Annotated in this window: 15 protein-coding genes; 9 read left to right on the forward strand and 6 right to left on the reverse strand. The window is 73.2% G+C overall.

Annotation, left to right across the window (positions count from 1 at the left end; translation table 11 throughout):
• Positions 1-283: 283 nt before the first annotated feature.
• Entirely contained in the window at positions 284-1,978 is a 1,695-nt protein-coding gene (locus tag HHL19_RS14270) for a PucR family transcriptional regulator ligand-binding domain-containing protein (protein ID WP_169089393.1), read from the reverse strand.
• 313 nt (positions 1,979-2,291) lie between these two features.
• On the opposite strand from HHL19_RS14270, the gene HHL19_RS14275 reads away from it, so the two are divergent.
• The 5 genes from HHL19_RS14275 to HHL19_RS14295 all read left to right on the forward strand — a co-directional run bounded on the left by HHL19_RS14275 (position 2,292) and on the right by HHL19_RS14295 (position 9,079).
• Positions 2,292-3,182 carry a xanthine dehydrogenase family protein subunit M gene (locus HHL19_RS14275; RefSeq protein ID WP_169089395.1) on the forward strand — a complete coding sequence of 297 codons (891 nt, stop codon included), beginning with the start codon at positions 2,292-2,294 and terminating at the stop codon, positions 3,180-3,182.
• A gap of 2 nt (positions 3,183-3,184) precedes the next feature.
• Complete coding sequence (locus HHL19_RS14280; RefSeq protein ID WP_169089397.1) at positions 3,185-3,787, forward strand: (2Fe-2S)-binding protein; 603 nt, start codon at positions 3,185-3,187, stop codon at positions 3,785-3,787.
• Positions 3,788-3,789: 2 nt separating this feature from the next.
• Positions 3,790-6,189 carry a molybdopterin cofactor-binding domain-containing protein gene (locus tag HHL19_RS14285; RefSeq protein ID WP_169089399.1) on the forward strand — a complete coding sequence of 800 codons (2,400 nt, stop codon included), beginning with the start codon at positions 3,790-3,792 and terminating at the stop codon, positions 6,187-6,189.
• Between the two features lie 242 nt (positions 6,190-6,431).
• Entirely contained in the window at positions 6,432-7,904 is a 1,473-nt protein-coding gene (locus tag HHL19_RS14290) for an NCS2 family permease (RefSeq protein ID WP_169089401.1), read from the forward strand.
• 41 nt (positions 7,905-7,945) lie between these two features.
• The gene (locus HHL19_RS14295) at positions 7,946-9,079 is read left to right on the forward strand and encodes an XdhC/CoxI family protein (protein ID WP_169089403.1); all 1,134 of its coding nucleotides are present in this window, start codon (positions 7,946-7,948) and stop codon (positions 9,077-9,079) included.
• 241 nt (positions 9,080-9,320) lie between these two features.
• On the opposite strand, the gene HHL19_RS14300 is transcribed toward HHL19_RS14295, so the two are convergent.
• Both HHL19_RS14300 and HHL19_RS14305 read right to left on the reverse strand, forming a co-directional pair.
• Positions 9,321-10,625 carry an ROK family transcriptional regulator gene (locus HHL19_RS14300; RefSeq protein WP_169089405.1) on the reverse strand — a complete coding sequence of 435 codons (1,305 nt, stop codon included), beginning with the start codon at positions 10,623-10,625 and terminating at the stop codon, positions 9,321-9,323.
• Between the two features lie 142 nt (positions 10,626-10,767).
• On the reverse strand, positions 10,768-11,373 hold the full coding sequence (locus tag HHL19_RS14305; RefSeq protein WP_169089407.1) for a TetR/AcrR family transcriptional regulator: 606 nt from the start codon (positions 11,371-11,373) through the stop codon (positions 10,768-10,770).
• A gap of 158 nt (positions 11,374-11,531) precedes the next feature.
• Between HHL19_RS14305 and HHL19_RS14310 the strand changes: the two genes are divergently transcribed.
• Entirely contained in the window at positions 11,532-12,686 is a 1,155-nt protein-coding gene (locus HHL19_RS14310; protein WP_169089409.1) for an acyl-CoA dehydrogenase family protein, read from the forward strand.
• On the opposite strand, the gene HHL19_RS14315 is transcribed toward HHL19_RS14310, so the two are convergent.
• The gene (locus HHL19_RS14315) at positions 12,655-13,440 is read right to left on the reverse strand and encodes a hypothetical protein (protein ID WP_169089411.1); all 786 of its coding nucleotides are present in this window, start codon (positions 13,438-13,440) and stop codon (positions 12,655-12,657) included. The genes HHL19_RS14310 and HHL19_RS14315 overlap by 32 nt on opposite strands.
• A gap of 174 nt (positions 13,441-13,614) precedes the next feature.
• Positions 13,615-14,169 carry a heme-binding protein gene (locus HHL19_RS14320; protein ID WP_169089413.1) on the reverse strand — a complete coding sequence of 185 codons (555 nt, stop codon included), beginning with the start codon at positions 14,167-14,169 and terminating at the stop codon, positions 13,615-13,617.
• Positions 14,170-14,463: 294 nt separating this feature from the next.
• Here HHL19_RS14320 and HHL19_RS14325 point away from each other — a divergent pair, with 294 nt between their 5' ends.
• From HHL19_RS14325 to HHL19_RS14335, 3 genes are all read left to right on the forward strand, one after another.
• Positions 14,464-15,225 carry an SDR family NAD(P)-dependent oxidoreductase gene (locus HHL19_RS14325; protein ID WP_169089415.1) on the forward strand — a complete coding sequence of 254 codons (762 nt, stop codon included), beginning with the start codon at positions 14,464-14,466 and terminating at the stop codon, positions 15,223-15,225.
• Positions 15,226-15,354: 129 nt separating this feature from the next.
• Entirely contained in the window at positions 15,355-16,080 is a 726-nt protein-coding gene (locus HHL19_RS14330) for a TetR family transcriptional regulator (RefSeq protein ID WP_169089417.1), read from the forward strand.
• A 131-nt stretch (positions 16,081-16,211) separates the two neighbouring features.
• Positions 16,212-16,595, forward strand: a complete 384-nt coding sequence (locus HHL19_RS14335) for a zinc ribbon domain-containing protein (protein WP_169089419.1) — start codon at positions 16,212-16,214, stop codon at positions 16,593-16,595.
• A gap of 65 nt (positions 16,596-16,660) precedes the next feature.
• Here HHL19_RS14335 and HHL19_RS14340 read toward each other — a convergent pair whose 3' ends face one another.
• Positions 16,661-17,617 (reverse strand): electron transfer flavoprotein subunit alpha/FixB family protein, encoded by a 957-nt coding sequence (locus HHL19_RS14340; protein ID WP_169089421.1) that lies wholly within the window; start codon positions 17,615-17,617, stop codon positions 16,661-16,663.
• Between the last annotated feature and the right edge of the window lie 18 nt (positions 17,618-17,635).

Consider the following 17,635-nt stretch of genomic DNA (forward strand, 5'->3'; position numbering starts at 1 on the left):
AGCGCGCCATCGAGCTGTTGAGTAGGACGGCATCTCAGCACGAACGGCCGTACCCGGCCAAGGGGTCGGGTGAAAAATTTCACAAAGGTGGGGGGTTGCCGTGACGCCCCGCCGGGGCAGGGCCCGGCGGGGCGTCGGGGGCGCGCGACCCCTGATCACCGCGGTGATCAGGGAGAGCGGCGGTGCGAGGCGTCCGGCCGAGGGGGTGGGCCGGAGGGTCCGCCCTCACTCCTCCGGACTCAACCGAAGGAGTGAAACCCGGATCCGCGCGGGGCAGACTCCGTCAACTCATCCGCAGGGCCAGGAAGAAGTCGAGCTTGTCCTCCAGACGGGACAGGTCCCGGCCGGTCAGCTGCTCGATGCGGCCGACCCGGTAACGCAGCGTGTTCACGTGGAGGTGCAGCCGGGTCGCGCAGCGGGTCCAGGAGCCGTCGCAGTCCAGGAAGGCCTCCAGGGTCGGGATGAGCTCCGCCCGGTGGCGCCGGTCGTAGTCGCGCAGCGGGTCGAGGAGCCGGGCCGTGAAGGCACGCCGCACGTCGTCCGGGACGAAGGGCAGCAGCAGCACGTGCGAGGCCAGCTCGTGGTGGCCGGCCGCGCAGACCCGGCCGGGGCGGGCGGCGGCCACCCGGCGGGCGTGCCGGGCCTCCTCCAGGGCGCCCCGCAGCCCCTCCGCCGAGTGCACGGCGGCGCTGACGCCCAGGGTGAGCCGCCCGTCGTCGGCGAGGCCGGACGAGAGCGGAGCCCGTACCGCCGCCAGGAGGGCGTCCGCGTGCAGGCCCAGGGCGGGCGACGGGCCGTCGTCCTCGCTCTCCGGCAGCGGGCCCGTGGCCAGCGGCACCAGCGCGATGGCCTCGTCGCCGGTGTGGGCGACGGCGATCCGGTCGGCGGACTCGGGGCCCACGGTCGCCGGGTCGACCAGGATCTCCTCCAGGAGCGCCTGGGTGACCGGACCCGGCTCCACCGGGGCCTGGCCGCCCTCCTGGTCCCACTCGACGCGGGCCACGACGACCTGCCAGTGCGGGGCCGCGCCGAGGCCGGGCAGCAGCACCGGGGCGGCGACCCGGAGCCGGGCGGCGATCTCGGCGGGCGCGGCGCCCGTCTGCACCAGCTCCAGGACCTCCTGGGCGAGCCGGCGGCGCACCGTGCGGGCCGCGTCGCGCCGGTCGCGCTCGACGGAGATCAGCTGCGTGACGCCCTGGAGCAGGTCGAGCCGGGCGGCCGGCCACTCCCCGGCATCGGCCTCCACGGCGAGCAGCCAGTCGGACAGCACCGTCTCGCGGACGTCCCGGGCACCGGGCCCGGCGGCCCGGCCGGCGTTCCTGACCGGGAAGAGCGAGTACGGGGTGCCCTGGAGGGTCAGCCGGTGCGGGCCGCGCCGGCCGGTGCGGGTGGCCGCCAGGTGCTCGCCCGCGAGGGCCGCGGCGAGCGCCGGGTCCAGGGGCTCCCCGGCGCCGGCGATCTGCCGTCCGGTGGGGGAGAGGACCCAGGCGCGCAGGTCCAGGTCGGAGCCGAGGAGGTCGAGGACGGCCTCGGGGCCGCCGCCGGCCGGACCGGAGGTCATGAGGCGCCGGTGCCGGTCCACGACGGCCGCCAGGTCGCCGGCCCGCTCACCGGAGACCTGTCGAACGACATGCTCGGTGATCGTCGCGAACGCAACGGTTTCGTTGACCGCGAAGAGCGGCAGCCGGTGGCGTGAACACGCCTCCACGAGATCGTCGGGGATGTCGCCCAGCTCGGCCTCGCCGGCCGCGAGCGCGGAGACCCCGGCCTGGCTGAGGATCCGGACGAAGGGCTCGGCGTCGGCCGGCTCCCGCAGCCACGCCAGGCCGGTGAGGACCAGCTCGCCGCCGGAGAGGTACCGGCTGGGATCCTTGAGGTCCGTGGTCATGACGCCACGGACGGAGCGGTCCAGCTCCTCCTCGCCGCCCAGCAGGCGCAGCCCGAGCGCGTCGTTCTCCAGCAGTGCGCGCAGCCGCATTCGTGTCGCCGCCGTTCCTTCGAGTGGGTGATGAGGTTGTCGGGTATTCGACGGTGGGGCCGGTGAGGGTGGTGCCGCCGTTTCCAGGGGGAAACGGCGAGGTTTCCGTTCACCGTCTTTCGTTCGAATCTACAAGACGTGCGGGGGCACCGGCCAACTCCTTCATGTTTTCGGTGACTGCACCCCGGCCATCGTGGCTTGTGTACTAGGCCACACACCGCGTGAACAGGACATGAACACCGAAGTCGAGGGCCGGACGACACCCAGGGCCCAGACGTCCGACCCCCACCAGAATCGCTAGAAGAGAGCCACCATGGACTTCCTTCGCCCCGCCAGCTGGGAGGAGGCGCTCGCCGCCAAGGCCGAGCACCCCACAGCCGTGCCCCTCTCGGGCGGCACCGACGTCATGGTCGAGATCAACTTCGACCACCGGCGCCCCGAGTACCTGCTTGACCTGAACCGCATCGAGCTGCTGCGCGAGTGGGAGGTCGGCGAGGAGAACGTCCGGCTCGGCGCTTCCGTTCCGTACACGCAGATCATGGAGAACCTGCGGGCCGAGCTGCCCGGCCTGGCGCTCGCCTCCCACACGGTCGCCTCCCCGCAGATCCGCAACCGCGGCGGCGTCGGCGGCAACCTCGGCACCGCCTCCCCGGCCGGTGACGCCCACCCCGCGCTCCTCGCCGCCGGCGCCGAGGTCGAGGTCGAGTCGGTCCGCGGCAGCCGCTTCATCCCGATCGACGAGTTCTACACCGGCGTGAAGCGCAACGCGCTCCAGCCGGACGAGCTCATCAAGACCGTCCACATCAAGAAGGCGGACGGCCCCCAGCAGTACTCCAAGGTCGGCACCCGCAACGCGATGGTCATCGCCGTCTGCGCCTTCGGCCTGGCCCTGCACCCGGAGACCCGGACCGTCCGCACCGGCATCGGTTCGGCCGCGCCGACCCCGATCCGCGCCAAGGAGGCCGAGGCCTTCCTGAACGCGGCCCTGGAGGAGGGCGGCTTCTGGGACAACGGGAAGATCATCACCCCCGCGATCGCGAAGCAGTTCGCCGACCTCTGCTCGGCCGCCGCCAACCCGATCGACGACGTCCGAGGCACCGCCAAGTACCGGCGCCACGCCGTCGGCATCATGGCTCGCCGCCAGCTCGGCTGGACCTGGGAGCAGTACCGCGGCGCCGGCCGCACGCTTGAGGGAGCTGCATAACCATGCGCGTGAATTTCACGGTCAACGGTCGTCCGCAGGAAGCCGACGACGTCTGGGAGGGCGAGTCCCTCCTCTACGTTCTGCGTGAGCGCCTGGGGCTGCCCGGCTCCAAGAACGCCTGCGAGCAGGGCGAGTGCGGCTCCTGCACGGTCCGCCTCGACGGCGTGCCGGTCTGCTCCTGTCTGGTCGCCGCCGGCCAGGTCGAGGGCCGCGAGGTCGTCACCGTCGAGGGCCTGGCGGACTACGCCCAGCACCGCGAGGACGCCCACCCGGGCGGCGCCTGCGGCACCGGCGGTTGCGGCACCAGCCTGGACGCGGCCAAGAAGTGGGAGGCCAAGCCGCAGGACTCGCAGACCGGTGAGGGCGTCGAACTGAGCCCCATCCAGCAGGCGTTCATCGACGCCGGCGCGGTCCAGTGCGGCTTCTGCACCCCCGGTCTGCTCGTCGCGGCCGACGAGATGCTGGAGCGCAACCCGTCCCCGACGGACGCGGACATCCGCGAGGCGCTCTCCGGCAACCTCTGCCGCTGCACCGGTTACGAGAAGATCCTCGACGCCGTCCGCCTCGCGGCCGCGCGCCAGGAGCGCCAGGGAGAGGCGGTCTGACGATGGCTCGGAACACCCGTACGGCACCGGTGGGCACCCCCACCGACGTCACCCAGAACCACACCCAGGGCGGCGTCGGCGCGTCCACGCTCCGCCCCGACGGCACCCTCAAGGTGACCGGCGAGTTCGCCTACTCCTCGGACATGTGGCACGAGGACATGCTGTGGGGCCAGGTCCTGCGCTCCACCGTCGCGCACGCCGAGATCGTGTCCATCGACACCTCCGAGGCCCTCACCACGGACGGCGTCTACGCCGTCCTGACCCACGAGGACCTGCCGGCCGCCAAGAACTACGGCCTGGAGTTCCGCGACACCCCGGTCCTCGCCTACGGCAAGGTCCGGCACCACGGCGAGCCGGTGGCCCTCGTGGCCGCCGACCACCCGGAGACCGCGCGCCGCGCCGCCGCCAAGATCAAGGTCGAGTACCGGGAACTCCCGGTGATCACGGACGAGGCCTCGGCCACCGCCCCCGACGCGATCCTGGTCCACGAGAACCGCGACGACCACCACGCCGGCCACGTCCCGCACCCCAACATCGTGCACCGCCAGCCGATCATCCGCGGCAACGCCGACGAGGCCGCCAAGCGCGCCGACGTCATCGTCAGGGGCGAGTACACCTTCGGCATGCAGGACCAGGCCTTCCTCGGCCCGGAGTCCGGCCTCGCCGTACCGGCCGAGGACGGCGGCGTCGACCTGTACGTCGCCACCCAGTGGCTGCACGCGGACCGCGAGCAGATCGCCCCCTGCCTCGGCCTGCCCCAGGACAAGGTCCGGATGACCATGGCCGGCATCGGCGGCGCCTTCGGCGGCCGCGAGGACATCTCCATGCAGATCCTCGCCTCGCTGCTCGCGCTGCGCACCGGCAAGCCCGTCAAGATGGTCTACAACCGGTACGAGTCCTTCTTCGGGCACGTCCACCGGCACCCGGCGAAGCTCTACTACGAGCACGGCGCCACCAAGGACGGCAAGATCACGCACATGAAGTGCAAGATCGTCCTGGACGGCGGCGCCTACGCCTCCTCCACGGTCTCCGTCGTCGGCAACGCCTCCTCCCTCTCGGTCGGCCCGTACGTCATCGACGACGTCGAGATCGAGGCGATCGGCCTCTACACCAACAACCCGCCCTGCGGCGCCATGCGCGGCTTCGGCGCGGTCCAGGCCTGCTTCGCCTACGAGGCCCAGATGGACAAGCTCGCGGCCGAGCTGGGCATGGACCCGGTGGAGCTGCGCCAGCTCAACGCCATGGAGCAGGGCACGATCATGCCGACCGGCCAGGTCGTGGACTCCCCGGCCCCGGTCGCCGAGCTGCTGCGCCGGGTCAAGGCCCGTCCGATGCCGCCCGAGCGCCAGTGGGAGACCGCCGGCGAGAGCGCGGACGTCCGCGCGCTGCCGGGCGGCCTCTCCAACACCTCGCACGGCGAGGGCGTCGTCCGCGGCGTCGGCTACGCGGTCGGCATCAAGAACGTCGGCTTCTCCGAGGGCTTCGACGACTACTCGACCGCGAAGATCCGCATCGAGGTCATCAACGGCGAGGCCGTCGCCACGGTCCACACCGCGGCGGCCGAGGTCGGCCAGGGCGGCGTCACGATCCACGCGCAGATCGCCCGCACCGAGCTCGGCGTCCAGCAGGTCACCATCCACCCCGCCGACACCCAGGTGGGCTCGGCCGGTTCGACCTCCGCGGGCCGCCAGACGTACATGACCGGCGGCGCCATCAAGAACTCCTGCGAGCTCGTCCGCGAGAAGGTCCTGGAGATCGGCCGGCGCAAGTTCGGCTCGTACCACCCGGCGTGGGCCAACGCCGAACTCCTCCTGGAGGGCGGCAAGGTCGTCACCGACGGCGGCGAGGCCCTCGCCACCATCGCGGACGTCCTGGAGGACCAGGTCGTCGAGATCGAGGAGGAGTGGCGGCACCGTCCGACCCAGGCCTTCGACCGCGTCACCGGCCAGGGCGACGGCCACGTCCAGTACGCCTTCGCCGCGCACCGCGCGGTGGTCGAGGTGGACACCGAGCTCGGCCTCGTCAAGGTCATCGAGCTGGCCTGCGCGCAGGACGTCGGCAAGGCGGTCAACCCGCTCTCCGTGATCGGCCAGATCCAGGGTGGCACCACCCAGGGCCTGGGCGTCGCGGTGATGGAGGAGATCATCGTCGACCCGAAGACCGCGAAGGTGCGCAACCCCTCCTTCACGGACTACCTGATCCCGACGATCCTCGACACGCCGACCATCCCGGTCGACTACCTCGAACTGGCCGACCCCAACGCGCCGTACGGCGTCCGGGGCATCGGCGAGGCCCCGACCCTGTCGTCCACCCCGGCCGTCCTCGCGGCGATCCGGGCGGCGACCGGCCTGGAGCTGAACAAGACGCCGGTCCGCCCCGAGGCGCTCACCGGCACCCTGTAGGCCCCTCCGGGCGGTGCGTGCCTCCCAGGAACGTCACACTTCCCTCCCCGCCCGCACCGCCCGGAGCGCAGTACCCGCACCACCAGCGGTACCTGAAGTACCCGCAGTACCCGAAGTACCCGCAGTACCCCGTTCGTCTCGGGCCGTCCCCCGGGTCGTGCAGCCAACAGCAGTTCCCAAATCCCGCCGCAAACGAGTCCCCCCTCGTGCGGGTGCCCCTTTGAACCTTGGGAGTAGGCCCCATGACCCAGTCGTCTGTGGAGCCCAAGACCGCCGCGGAGGACGCGGGCTCCGGCTCGCGCAACCCCGCCGGAAGGTCTTGGCTCGACCGGTACTTTCACATCTCGGAGAGAGGATCCTCCGTCGGCACGGAGATCCGCGGTGGCGTCACCACCTTCATGGCGATGGCGTACATCCTCCTGCTCAACCCGATCCTCCTCGGAGGCCCGGACGTCGACAAGAACGTCCTCGCCTCCTCCGCCGTCATCACGGCGACCGCCCTCGCGGCGGCGGTGACGACCCTGCTCATGGGCTTCGTCGGCAAGGTCCCGCTCGTCCTCGCGGCCGGCCTCAGCGTCTCCGGGGTGCTCGCCACCCAGGTGGTACCGCAGATGACCTGGCCGCAGGCCATGGGCATGTGCATCGTCTACGGTCTGGTGATCTGCCTCCTGGTGGTCACCGGTCTCCGCGAGATGATCATGAACGCGATCCCGCTGCCGCTCAAGCACGGCATCACCATCGGCATCGGCCTCTTCATCGCGCTGATCGGCTTCAACAAGGCCGGCTTCGTCGGCGCCGGCCCGCAGTTCGGCCCGCCCGTCACCATGGGCTCCGGCGGCGAACTCGTCGGCTGGCCCGTCCTGATCTTCGCGATCACCCTCCTCGCGATCTTCGCCCTCCAGGCCCGCAAGGTCCCCGGCGCCATCCTCATCGGCATCGTCGGCGGCACGATCGTCTCGCTGATCGTCAACGCCGTCGCCGACATCCCGGCCAAGGGCCCCGGCTCCTGGGCCAACGGCTCCCCGGAGCTCAAGGGCAGCGCGGTCTCGGCCCCGGACTTCTCGCTCTTCGGCGACATCTCCTTCGGCGGCTGGGGCGACGTCGGCTACATCACCGTCGGCGTGATCGTCTTCACCCTGGTCCTCGCCGGCTTCTTCGACGCCATGGCCACCATCATCGGCGTCGGCACCGAGGCCAACCTCGCCGACGACAAGGGCCGCATGCCGGGCCTCTCCAAGGCGCTGTTCATCGACGGCGCGGGCGGCGCGATCGGCGGCGTCTCCGGCGCCTCCGGCCAGACCGTCTTCGTGGAGTCCGCCACCGGCGTCGGCGAAGGCGCCCGCACCGGCTTCTCCTCGGTGATCACCGGCCTCTTCTTCGCGGCCTGCCTCTTCTTCACCCCGATCACCCAGATCGTGCCCCGCGAGGTCGGCTCGGCCGCCCTGGTCGTCATCGGCGCGATGATGATGATGAACGCCAAGCACGTGAACTGGGGCGACAGCTCCGTCGCCATCCCGGTCTTCCTGACCGTCGTGCTGATGCCGTTCACCTACAGCATCACCCCGGGCGTCGCGGCCGGCGTCATCGCCTACACCGTCATCAAGGTGGCGCAGGGCAAGGCGCGCGAGGTCGGTGCGTTCATGTGGTGCCTGACCGCGATATTCATCGTGTTCTTCGCCCTTCACCCGATCGAGGGATGGCTGGGCGTCAGCTGACGCCCGACCGCCGCCCTCCCCACACCGCCAAGGAGACCGACATGCTGGACATCGCCGAAGAGCTGCACCGGTGGGTCGAGCAGGGACGCGACTTCGCCGTGGCCACCGTGGTGGCCGTCGGCGGCAGCGCGCCCCGGCAGCCCGGCGCCGCCCTCGCCGTCGACAGCGAGGGCACGGCGATCGGCTCGGTCTCCGGCGGGTGCGTGGAGGGCGCGGTGTACGAGCTGTGCCAGACGGCCCTCGACGACGGCAAGGTCGTCGTCGAGCGCTTCGGCTACAGCGACGAGGACGCCTTCGCGGTCGGCCTGACCTGCGGCGGCGTCATCGACATCCTCGTCACCCCGGTCCGCGGCGGGGTCTTCCCCGCCGCACTGGCGGCCGCCGTCTCAGGTGAGGCGGCGGCCCTCGCCCGGATCGTCTCCGGCCCCGAGGACCTCCTCGGCCAGGCGCTCCTCGTCCACCCGGACGGCTCGTACGAGGGGAAGCTCGGCGGCCACCCCGAGCTGGACCGCACCGCCGCGGCCGAGGCCCGGGCGCTGCTGGACGCCGGCCGCACCGGCACGGTCGAGATCGGCGAGGACGGCAGCCGCTGCGGGCAGCCGCTGACGCTGCTCGTGGAGTCCTCCGTCCCGGCCCCCCGCATGATCGTCTTCGGCGCCATCGACTTCGCGTCGGCGCTCGTCCGGGTCGGCAAGTTCCTCGGCTACCACGTGACCGTGTGCGACGCGCGTCCCGTCTTCGCGACCCGGCTCCGCTTCCCCGACGCCGACGAGATCGTCGTCGAGTGGCCCCACCGCTACCTGGAGTCGACCGAGGTCGACGGCCGGACCGTGCTCTGCGTCCTCACGCACGACGCCAAGTTCGACGTCCCGCTCCTCCAGGCCGCCCTCAAGCTTCCCGTCGCCTACGTCGGCGCGATGGGCTCCCGCCGCACCCACGAGGACCGCAACGCGCGCCTTCGCGCGGTCGGCGTCACGGAACTCGAACTGGCCCGCCTCCGCTCCCCGATCGGCCTCGACCTCGGCGCCCGCACCCCCGAGGAGACGGCCCTCTCGATCGGCGCGGAGATCGTCGCCAACCGCCGCGGCGGCACCGGCGTCTCCCTGACGGGCGCCCACACCCCCATCCACCACGACGACACCCCCGTCACCGGCCACATAGGCTCGGTGGCCTAGCCACGGCCTGGCCACCGCGCCCCGTCCTCCTCCTTCGTCGGCAGGCCGAGGGGGGCTGTCGCCGTGCCGGATGCCGGGGAAGAGCCGCGCCCCGGCGGGCAGCGCGCCGTCGGGGCCGACGGTGACCGCCAGGGCGTGCCGGCCGAGGCAGGCCGGGCGCTCGCCCTCGGGACGCCCGCCGTGCAGGACCCAGCCGCCGGACCGGGCCGCGCACCCGGTACGGCACCCGGTACCGCTCCGGTCAGCGCGCGGTGCGTTCCCGTACGGTCTCCGCCCAGGCGGGGGCCTCCTCGGCGGGGCCGGTCTCCTCGGGGCGGCCGCCGCGGGCGAAGAAGTCCGCGAGCGGGAGGATCGCCGCGCCGACGGTGACCGCGTCCGGCCCGAGCGTGCCCATGCCGAGGGTGACCCGGGCCGCCGGGTACGCGAGCGCGTACGCGCGCGCGTGCTCCTCGACGGCCGCCAGGAAACGCGTGCCGAGCAGCAGCCCGGCCCAGCCGCCGACGAGGATCCGCTCCGGCTGGAAGAGGTTGATCAGGTCGGCGAAACCGGCGCCCAGGTACTCGGCCGTCTCCGCCAGGACGGCGGCCGCCGCCGGGTCGGGGGCGGAGCCGTCCTCGGGATGCGCCGCCGCGACGAGCGCCGCGAGCGCGGTCTCCTCGTCCGCGCCCGCCGGTGGCCGCCCGCCCGCCTCGCGCCAGCGTTCGAGGAGGGCTTCCGCGCCCGCGTACGCCTCCAGGCAGCCCTGCGCCCCGCAACGGCACCGCCGGCCCCGTACCCGTACCTTCAAGTGGCCCCATTCCAGGGCGCGTCCGGGACCGAGCGGGTCGGTCGTCACGCAGGCGCCGACGCCCGAGCCGAAGAGGACGACGACCGCGCTGGTCGCTCCCCGGCCCGCGCCGAACCACATCTCGGCCTGGCCGAGGGTCTTCGCGCCGTTGTCGATGCGGTACGGGACCTCCGGCGGCAGGTCGACCGCCTCGCGCAGGAGGCGTTCGAGGGGGACGGCGTCCCAGCCGATGGTCTGGCCGTGCACGACCGCGCCGTCCGCGTCGGTGTGTTCGACGATGCCGGGGACGCCGATGCCGACGCCGAGCAGCCGCTCCGCGGGGACCTCCGCCGCGCGGAGCACCTCGGCGACGCCCTCGCGGATGTGGTCGACGACGACCCCGACGTCGTACCGCTCGCCCCCCTCGGCCGAGGGGGACAAGGGGCGTTCGGCGCGGGCGAGTTCGGTGAGGGTGAGGTCGAACAGCTCGACCCTGACCCGGGTCTCGCCGACGTCCACGCCGATCATCCGCCCGCTGGCGGGGGCGACCCGCAGCAGGATCCGGGGCCGGCCGCCGGCCGAGTCGACGCTCCCGGCCTCCTCGACGAGCCCCTCGGCGACGAGTTCCGCCACCACGTTGCTGATCGAGCCGGAGCTGAGCCCGGTGGCGGGGCCGAGCGCGAAGCGGCTCATGGGGCCGTCGAAGTAGAGCCGCCGGAGGACCGCGGTGCGGTTCTCGCGCCGCAGGTCCCGCACGGTCCTGCCGTTCGATCTGGTCACTGGGGCCTCTCGCGGTCGTGGTCCATCGGGCGGTGGGACGGGGTCGGGCGCCGAGTGGGGTGCGGACGTCGGTTCGGGGTCGGACGTCGGGTCGGGGCCGGGCGTCGGGTCGGGTGCGGGCGGGTCATGCGGGGGCCGTCGCTCAGGCCCTGCGCAGGCCGCTGAGCAGCAGCTCGGCCAGCTGGTCGTACGCCTCGGCGTCCGCGAGGCCGGTGGACGCGGCCACCTGGCGGCGCTGGATGCGCACCATCACGGAGGCGATGACGTCGGCGGCGAAGGCCACGTGGACCTCCCGGAAGACGCCCGCCCTGACGCCCTCCTCGATGAGCTGCTGCACCCGGCCGGCGGCCGCGCGGGTGTTCCGCTCGTACACCTCCGCGGCCGGCTCGAAGGCGGCCACGTCGTCGAAGAACTGCGGGGAGACCGGCGCCAGCTCGGCGGAGACGGCCCGCAGATAGGCGGAGAGCCGCTCCGCGGGGCCGCTCGCGGCGGCCAGGACGGCCTCGACGCGGGCCGTGGCGCGCCGGAAGAAGTGCACGACCGCTGCTCTGACCAGCTGCTCCTTGCTGCCGGCCAGGCCGTACAGGGTCCGCTTGGAGCAGTGCAGGCGGGCGGCCAGGTCGTCGAGGGTCAGCCGGGCGAAGCCCTCGCCGACGAGCAGGGCGACCAGTTCCTCGAAGAGCGCGGAGCGGCGTGCCGCTCCGCGGCCCGTGAGCTTGGGGGCGCCGGCGGCGGAGGTCTCGATCACCCGAACAGTATGCCGGGCCGCCCGCGGGGAGGGGTTACGTCCGGAGCCTCATGCGCTATTTTTAACGGTACTGGAGTACCCGTCCTAGTACCGCTTCGCCGAGTACCCCCGTATCCCCGTACCCCTGCCCCGCACCACCGCGCGCCGATGGAGTCGCCATGGATGTCGACCGCCTGCTTCCCACCCCCGAAGCGGCGGACCTCATCGCCCTCACCCGCGAGATCGCCGACAACGAGCTCTCGCCGCGGGTGGACGAGCACGAGGCCGCGGAGACCTATCCCGAGGGTCTCTTCGCCACGCTGGGCCGGGCCGGGCTGCTCGGCCTCGCCTACCCCGAGGAGTACGGCGGCGGCGGCCAGCCGTACGAGGTCTACCTGCAGGTCCTGGAGGAGCTCGCCGCCCGCTGGGCGGCCGTCGCCGTCGCCACCAGCGTGCACACCCTCGCCTGCCACCCGCTGTACGCCTTCGGCACCGAGGCGCAGAAGGAGCGCTGGCTCCCCGCGATGCTGGAGGGCCGGCTCGTCGGCGGCTACAGCCTCTCCGAACCGCAGGCCGGCTCGGACGCGGCCGCCCTCGCCTGCAAGGCGGAGCGCCAGGAGGACGGCAGCGGCTACCGGATCACCGGCACCAAGGCGTGGATCACCCACGGAGGCAGGGCCGGCTTCTACTCCCTCTTCGCCCGCACCGCCCCCGGCAGCCGCGGCGTCTCCTGCTTCCTCGCCCCCGGCGAGACCGAGGGCCTCTCCTTCGGAGCCCCCGAGCGCAAGATGGGCCTCCAGGCGGTCCCCACCACCTCCGCCTACTGGGACGGCGCCCTCATCGAGGAGGACCGGCTCGTCGGCACCGAGGGCCAGGGCCTCCAGATCGCCTTCAGCGCCCTCGACAACGGCCGCCTCGGCATCGCCGCCTGCGCCACCGGCCTCGCCCAGGCCGCCCTGGACGCGGCCGTCGACTACGCCAACGAGCGCGCCACCTTCGGCCGCCGGATCATCGACCACCAGGGCCTCGGCTTCCTCCTCGCCGACATGGCCGCCGCCGTCGACGCGGCCCGCGCCACCTACCTCGACGCCGCCCGCCGCCGCGACCTCGGCCGCCCCTTCAGCCGCCAGGCCAGCGCCGCGAAGCTCATCGCCACGGACACGGCGATGAAGGTCACCACGGACGCCGTCCAGGTCCTCGGCGGCTACGGCTACACCCGCGACTTCCCCGTCGAGCGCTACATGCGCGAGGCGAAGATCATGCAGATCTTCGAGGGGACGAACCAGATCCAGCGGCTCGTCATCAGCCGGGGACTGGCCCGCCCGGAGAAGTGACGGCCGGGGGCAGGTCCAGGTACGCGGTGAGGGCGGCGTCCGGGGCGTAGCGGTCTCCCGCGTACGTACGCAGCCCGGCGTCGAGGCGGCGGAGCGCCGGCCGGGGGTCCTCCGAGGCGTCGAAGTGGAGCGCCGGGACGGCCTCCTTCCCGCCCTTGCCGGAGAAGTCCTTCGGCACGGGCGCGCCCTCGCGGAGGACCGCCGTCAGTTGCCACCGGCGCTCGCCCCGCGCGCCCGGCCTCGTGGACCGGACGGCGACGCGGGAGATGTCCGTCCACGGCGAGGACCAGCGCCGGTCGCGCACCCGGCAGTGGAGGTGGCCGGCGGTCAGCTGGACGGTGTGCCGGACCAGCGGCCGGCCGCCGGAGACGACGACGCCGGTCACCAGGGCGACCGGGCCGAACAGCGAGGTGGCGGCGGTGACCACCGGGAGCGACAGGACGATCCCGACCGGGGCGCCGATGGCCGGGGACGGGATCCCGAGGATCGCGAGACAACCGCCGTTCTCCGTGCGCCGGGTCGGCTTCTCCAGCAGGCCCGCCGTGACCTCCACCGCCTCCGTCCGAGGCTCCGCCCGAGCCCGCGGCCCCGCCTGCGCCTGCGCCTGCGTCTGTGCCGGCACCCGCGTCGCGGGCGGCCGGGGCGCCGCCGGGGGCTCGGCGCCCAGCAGGTCCAGGACCCGGGAGGGCGACGGGCGCCGCTCCGGCGCCTTCTCCAGGCTCTCGGCGACGAGCGGGTACAGGCCCGGGGGCACGTCGTCCAGGTCCGGCTCGTCGCGGACGACGCGTTAGAGCAGGGCGGGGACGGTGGTGATTTCGTGTTGAACCACTTCGGGCGTATGCTCTGAAGAGCCACCCCGGTTCGCCTGTGTTCCCCCGTTTCAGGCGCACCGGGGTCGGCTTTTTTCTGCCCCGTGTGTCCCCGTGTGTTACTGGGCGGCCAGGGCCGCGACGCCCGCGCGGGCGAACTTCTCGTCCAGGTCGCCCGAGGGCGCGCCCGCCACGCCGATGCCCGCGACCGGGGCGCCCTGTGCGGTGACCGGGGCGCCGCCGCCGAGGAAGAGGGTGCCGGGGATGTCCTTCAGGTTCGGGGCCTGGGCCAGGCGGCCGGCGAGGACCGAGGTCGGGGCGTTCCAGGAGACGGCCGTGTACGCCTTGCGCTCCGCCGACTCGTAGGACTGGGGACCCGCGCCGTCGCCGCGCAGGGTGACGATCGTGTTGCCGTCGCGGTCCACGACCGCGACGGTCACCCGCTGGTTCTCCGCCTCCGCCGCGTCGAGGACCGCCTTCGCCGCCTTCGTCGCCGCGGCGACGGTCAGGTGGGTGCGCGTCGTCGTGTGCGCGGTCGTCGCCTCGGTGGCGGCGGGCGCCGCGTCCTCGCCGCCGGCGCTCGCGGAGTAGGCGCCGGCCCCGGCCAGGCCGAGGGCGACGATCGCGCCGGCGGTGATCAGACGGGTCCGGTGGGCCTTCTTCACGTGCTTCATGGGGGTGCTCCAGGGGTGGGGATGCGTCGAAGATCGACTGACGCTTCATCCTCGGGCCGTGCCCGGCCTCCCGTGGTCGGCGCACCGGCTGCGGGGCGCGGGCGGATCGGTGGACCCGGGGGTCCGCCGATCGGATGACCCCCGCCCCGTGACCCCGCCGTCACGGGGCGGCCCGCGGGTTCTATGGTGAGCGGCGCAGACCGCGCGGACCGCGCGGTCCCCCGCGGGGAAGCGTCCCCGGCCGGCGGCCAACCCGCCGGCAGGGCCACCCGCACGACACGCACGAGGAGTTCCATGGACATCGCCGGCTCCGCCGCTCTCGTCACCGGTGCCGCCTCCGGCCTCGGCGCCGCCACCGCCGCCGCGCTCGCCGCCCGCGGCGCCACGGTCTACGGCCTCGACCTCGACAAGGCCGTCGCCGCCGCCGGGGCGCTGCCCGAGGGCGTCCGCCTTGTCGCCGCCGACGTCACCGACGAGGACCAGGTCCGCGCCGCGCTCGCCGGGATCGACGCCGACGGGGCCGAGCTGCGGCTCGCCGTCAACTGCGCGGGGATCGCGCCCTCGGCCCGCCTCCTGGGCCGCAAGGGCCCGCACGACCTCGACCTCTTCCGTACGGTCGTGAACGTCAACCTGGTCGGCACGTTCAACGTGATGCGGCTCGCCGCCGAGTCCATCGCCCGCCACGAGGCCGACGAGCACGGCCAGCGCGGGCTCGTCGTCAACACCGCCTCCATCGCCGCCTTCGAGGGCCAGGTCGGGCAGATCGCGTACGCAGCCTCCAAGGCCGGTGTCGCCGGGATGACCATCACCGCCGCCCGCGACCTCGCCCAGTACGGCATCCGGGTCGTCACCGTCGCCCCCGGCATCGTCGACACCCCGATGATGGCCGGCTTCAGCGAGGAGATCCGTGCCGGGCTCGCCGCCAGCGTCACCTTCCCGCAGCGCCTCGCGCAGCCGGCGGAGTACGCCCGGCTGATCACCATGATCGCCGAGCACGACTACCTCAACGGCGAGACGATCCGGATGGACGGCGCCCTGCGGATGTCGGCGCGCTGAGACGTACCGGCGAGCCGTACCGCTGAGCCGCACTGCTCAGCCCGTACCGCTCCCTCTGGCAGCACTCGGTGCCGGAACAATCCGGCACCGAGTGCCGCGTGGAGGTCGTCCGGGTGTTAGGTTCGTGCCATGGCAGCAGCGGCGACGAACCCCCGGACCTCCCCGAAGCCCGCGATGCGGGACTCCCTCATCGCCGCGGCCTTCCAGCTCTTCCTGGAGCGGGGCTACGAGCAGACCACCGTCGACGACATCGTCACGCTCGCCGGCGTCGGCCGCCGCTCCTTCTTCCGCTACTTCCCGTCGAAGGAGGACGTGGTCTTCCCCGACCACGACCAGTGCCTCGACGACATGACCCGCTTCCTCGCCGCCAGCGCCGACAGCGACGACCCGATGGTCCGGGTCTGCGGCGCCGCCCGCCTGGTCATGCGGATGTACGCCGAGAACCCCACCTTCTCCGTCCAGCGCTACCGGCTCACCCGGGAGGTCGCCGGGCTGCGCGCGTACGAGCTCTCCGTCGTCTGGCGGTACGAGAAGACCCTCGGCGACTACCTGCGCGCCCGCTGGGCCGACCGCAGGGACGGCACCCTGCGCGCCAACGTGGCCGCCGCGGCCGTCGTCGCCGCCCACAACCACGCCCTGCGGCACTGGCTCCGCTCGGGCGGCGAGGGCGAGCCCCTCGAAGAGGTCGACCGGGCCCTGGAGTTCGTCCGCGCCACCTGGAGCCCGGACGCGCCCGGCGCCGCCGGCGACTCCGCGGCCGAGGGGGACGAGGACGTGGTGGTCGTCATCACCAAGCGGTCCACCCCGATGTGGCGCGTGGTGCGCGAGGTCGAGTCGAGCCTCGGCGAGGGCTGAGGGGTACACACGAACGCCTAGGGGCCGCAGTATCTCAGATTGAGGGAACTGAGGTCTTTCTTTGCTGGCACTGAGTGCCATATCTTGGGCTCCATGCACGGTCGAGCCGCCGAGTGCGAGGAGAAGGCATCGTGTTCCACACAGGACTGAGGAACCCCGGCGCCGTCCGGACCGAGGAATCGGCCGAAGGCACCGAAATCTACTTCCAGCGCTGCGCCTGGTGCCAGACCACCACCTTCCAGCGCCTGCTCTGCCCGACCTGCGGGTCGACCGACCTGTCCCCCCAACTCAGCGAGGGGGAGGGCGTGATCACCGTCCGCAGGGCCTACACCGCCGCCGAGGCCGACCTCTGGCCGGTGCACATGGCCGAGGGTTTCGTGGTCCGCTGCCGGGTCGACGGGCCGCCGCACGCCGTGCGCCCCGGTGTCCGGGTCAAGCTCGCGAGCGCCGCCGCCACCGGCCGCCGGCCGGTCGTCCGGCTCTGCGAGGAGGTCCCGCTGGACGGCTGGATCTGAACCCGGGAGGGCATGCGAAAAGGGGGTGGCACAGAGTGCCACCCCCTTCGTCGTGTCCGACGGCGTCAGCGCGAGCCGATCTCCTCGGTCAGCTGCGGCAGCACCTCGAAGAGGTCGCCGACCACGCCGTAGTCGACCAGGTCGAAGATCGGGGCCTCGGGGTCCTTGTTGACCGCGACGATCGTCTTCGACGTCTGCATGCCGGCCCGGTGCTGGATGGCGCCGGAGATGCCCGCGGCGACGTACAGCTGCGGCGAGACCTGCTTGCCGGTCTGGCCGACCTGGTTGGAGTGCGGGTACCAGCCGGCGTCGACGGCGGCGCGGGAGGCGCCGACGGCCGCGCCGAGCGAGTCGGCCAGCTTCTCGACGACCTCGAAGCCCTCGGCGGCGCCGACGCCGCGGCCGCCGGAGACCACGATGGCGGACTCGGTCAGCTCCGGGCGGCCGGTGGAGACGCGCGCGGTGCGGGAGACGACCTTCGCCGCGTTGCCGGTGAAGGCGACGGTGACGTCCTCGACCTTGCCGGCGGCCGGGGCGGCCTCCGGGGCGGTGGAGTTCGGCTTGACGGTGATGACCGGAACGCCGTGCGAGACACGGGACTTGGTCGTGTACGAGGCGGCGAAGACCGACTGCGTGGCGACCGGGCCCTCGGCACCGGCCTCCAGGTCGACCGCGTCGGTGATGAGGCCGGAGCCGAGGCGGAGCGCGACGCGGGCCGCGATCTCCTTGCCCTCGCCGGAGGAGGTCACCAGGACGGCGGCCACCTCCTTCTCCTTCGCGATCTGGGTGAGCGCGTCGACCTTGGGGACGACGAGCTGCTCGGCGAACTCGGCGCCGTCCGCCACGTAGACGGTGGCCGCGCCGTACTCGGCGGCGGTGGCGGCGACGGAGGCGGTGGCCTCGCCGGCGCCGAGGACGACCGCGGACGGCTCGCCCAGGCGGCGGGCCAGGGTGAGCAGTTCGAGGGCCGGCTTGCGGACCGCACCGTCGGCGTGGTCCACGAGAACCAGGATCTCAGCCATGATTCCTTGCTCCTGAGG

This window comes from Streptomyces sp. R302 (genome assembly GCF_012927245.1).
GTDB lineage: Bacteria > Actinomycetota > Actinomycetes > Streptomycetales > Streptomycetaceae > Streptomyces.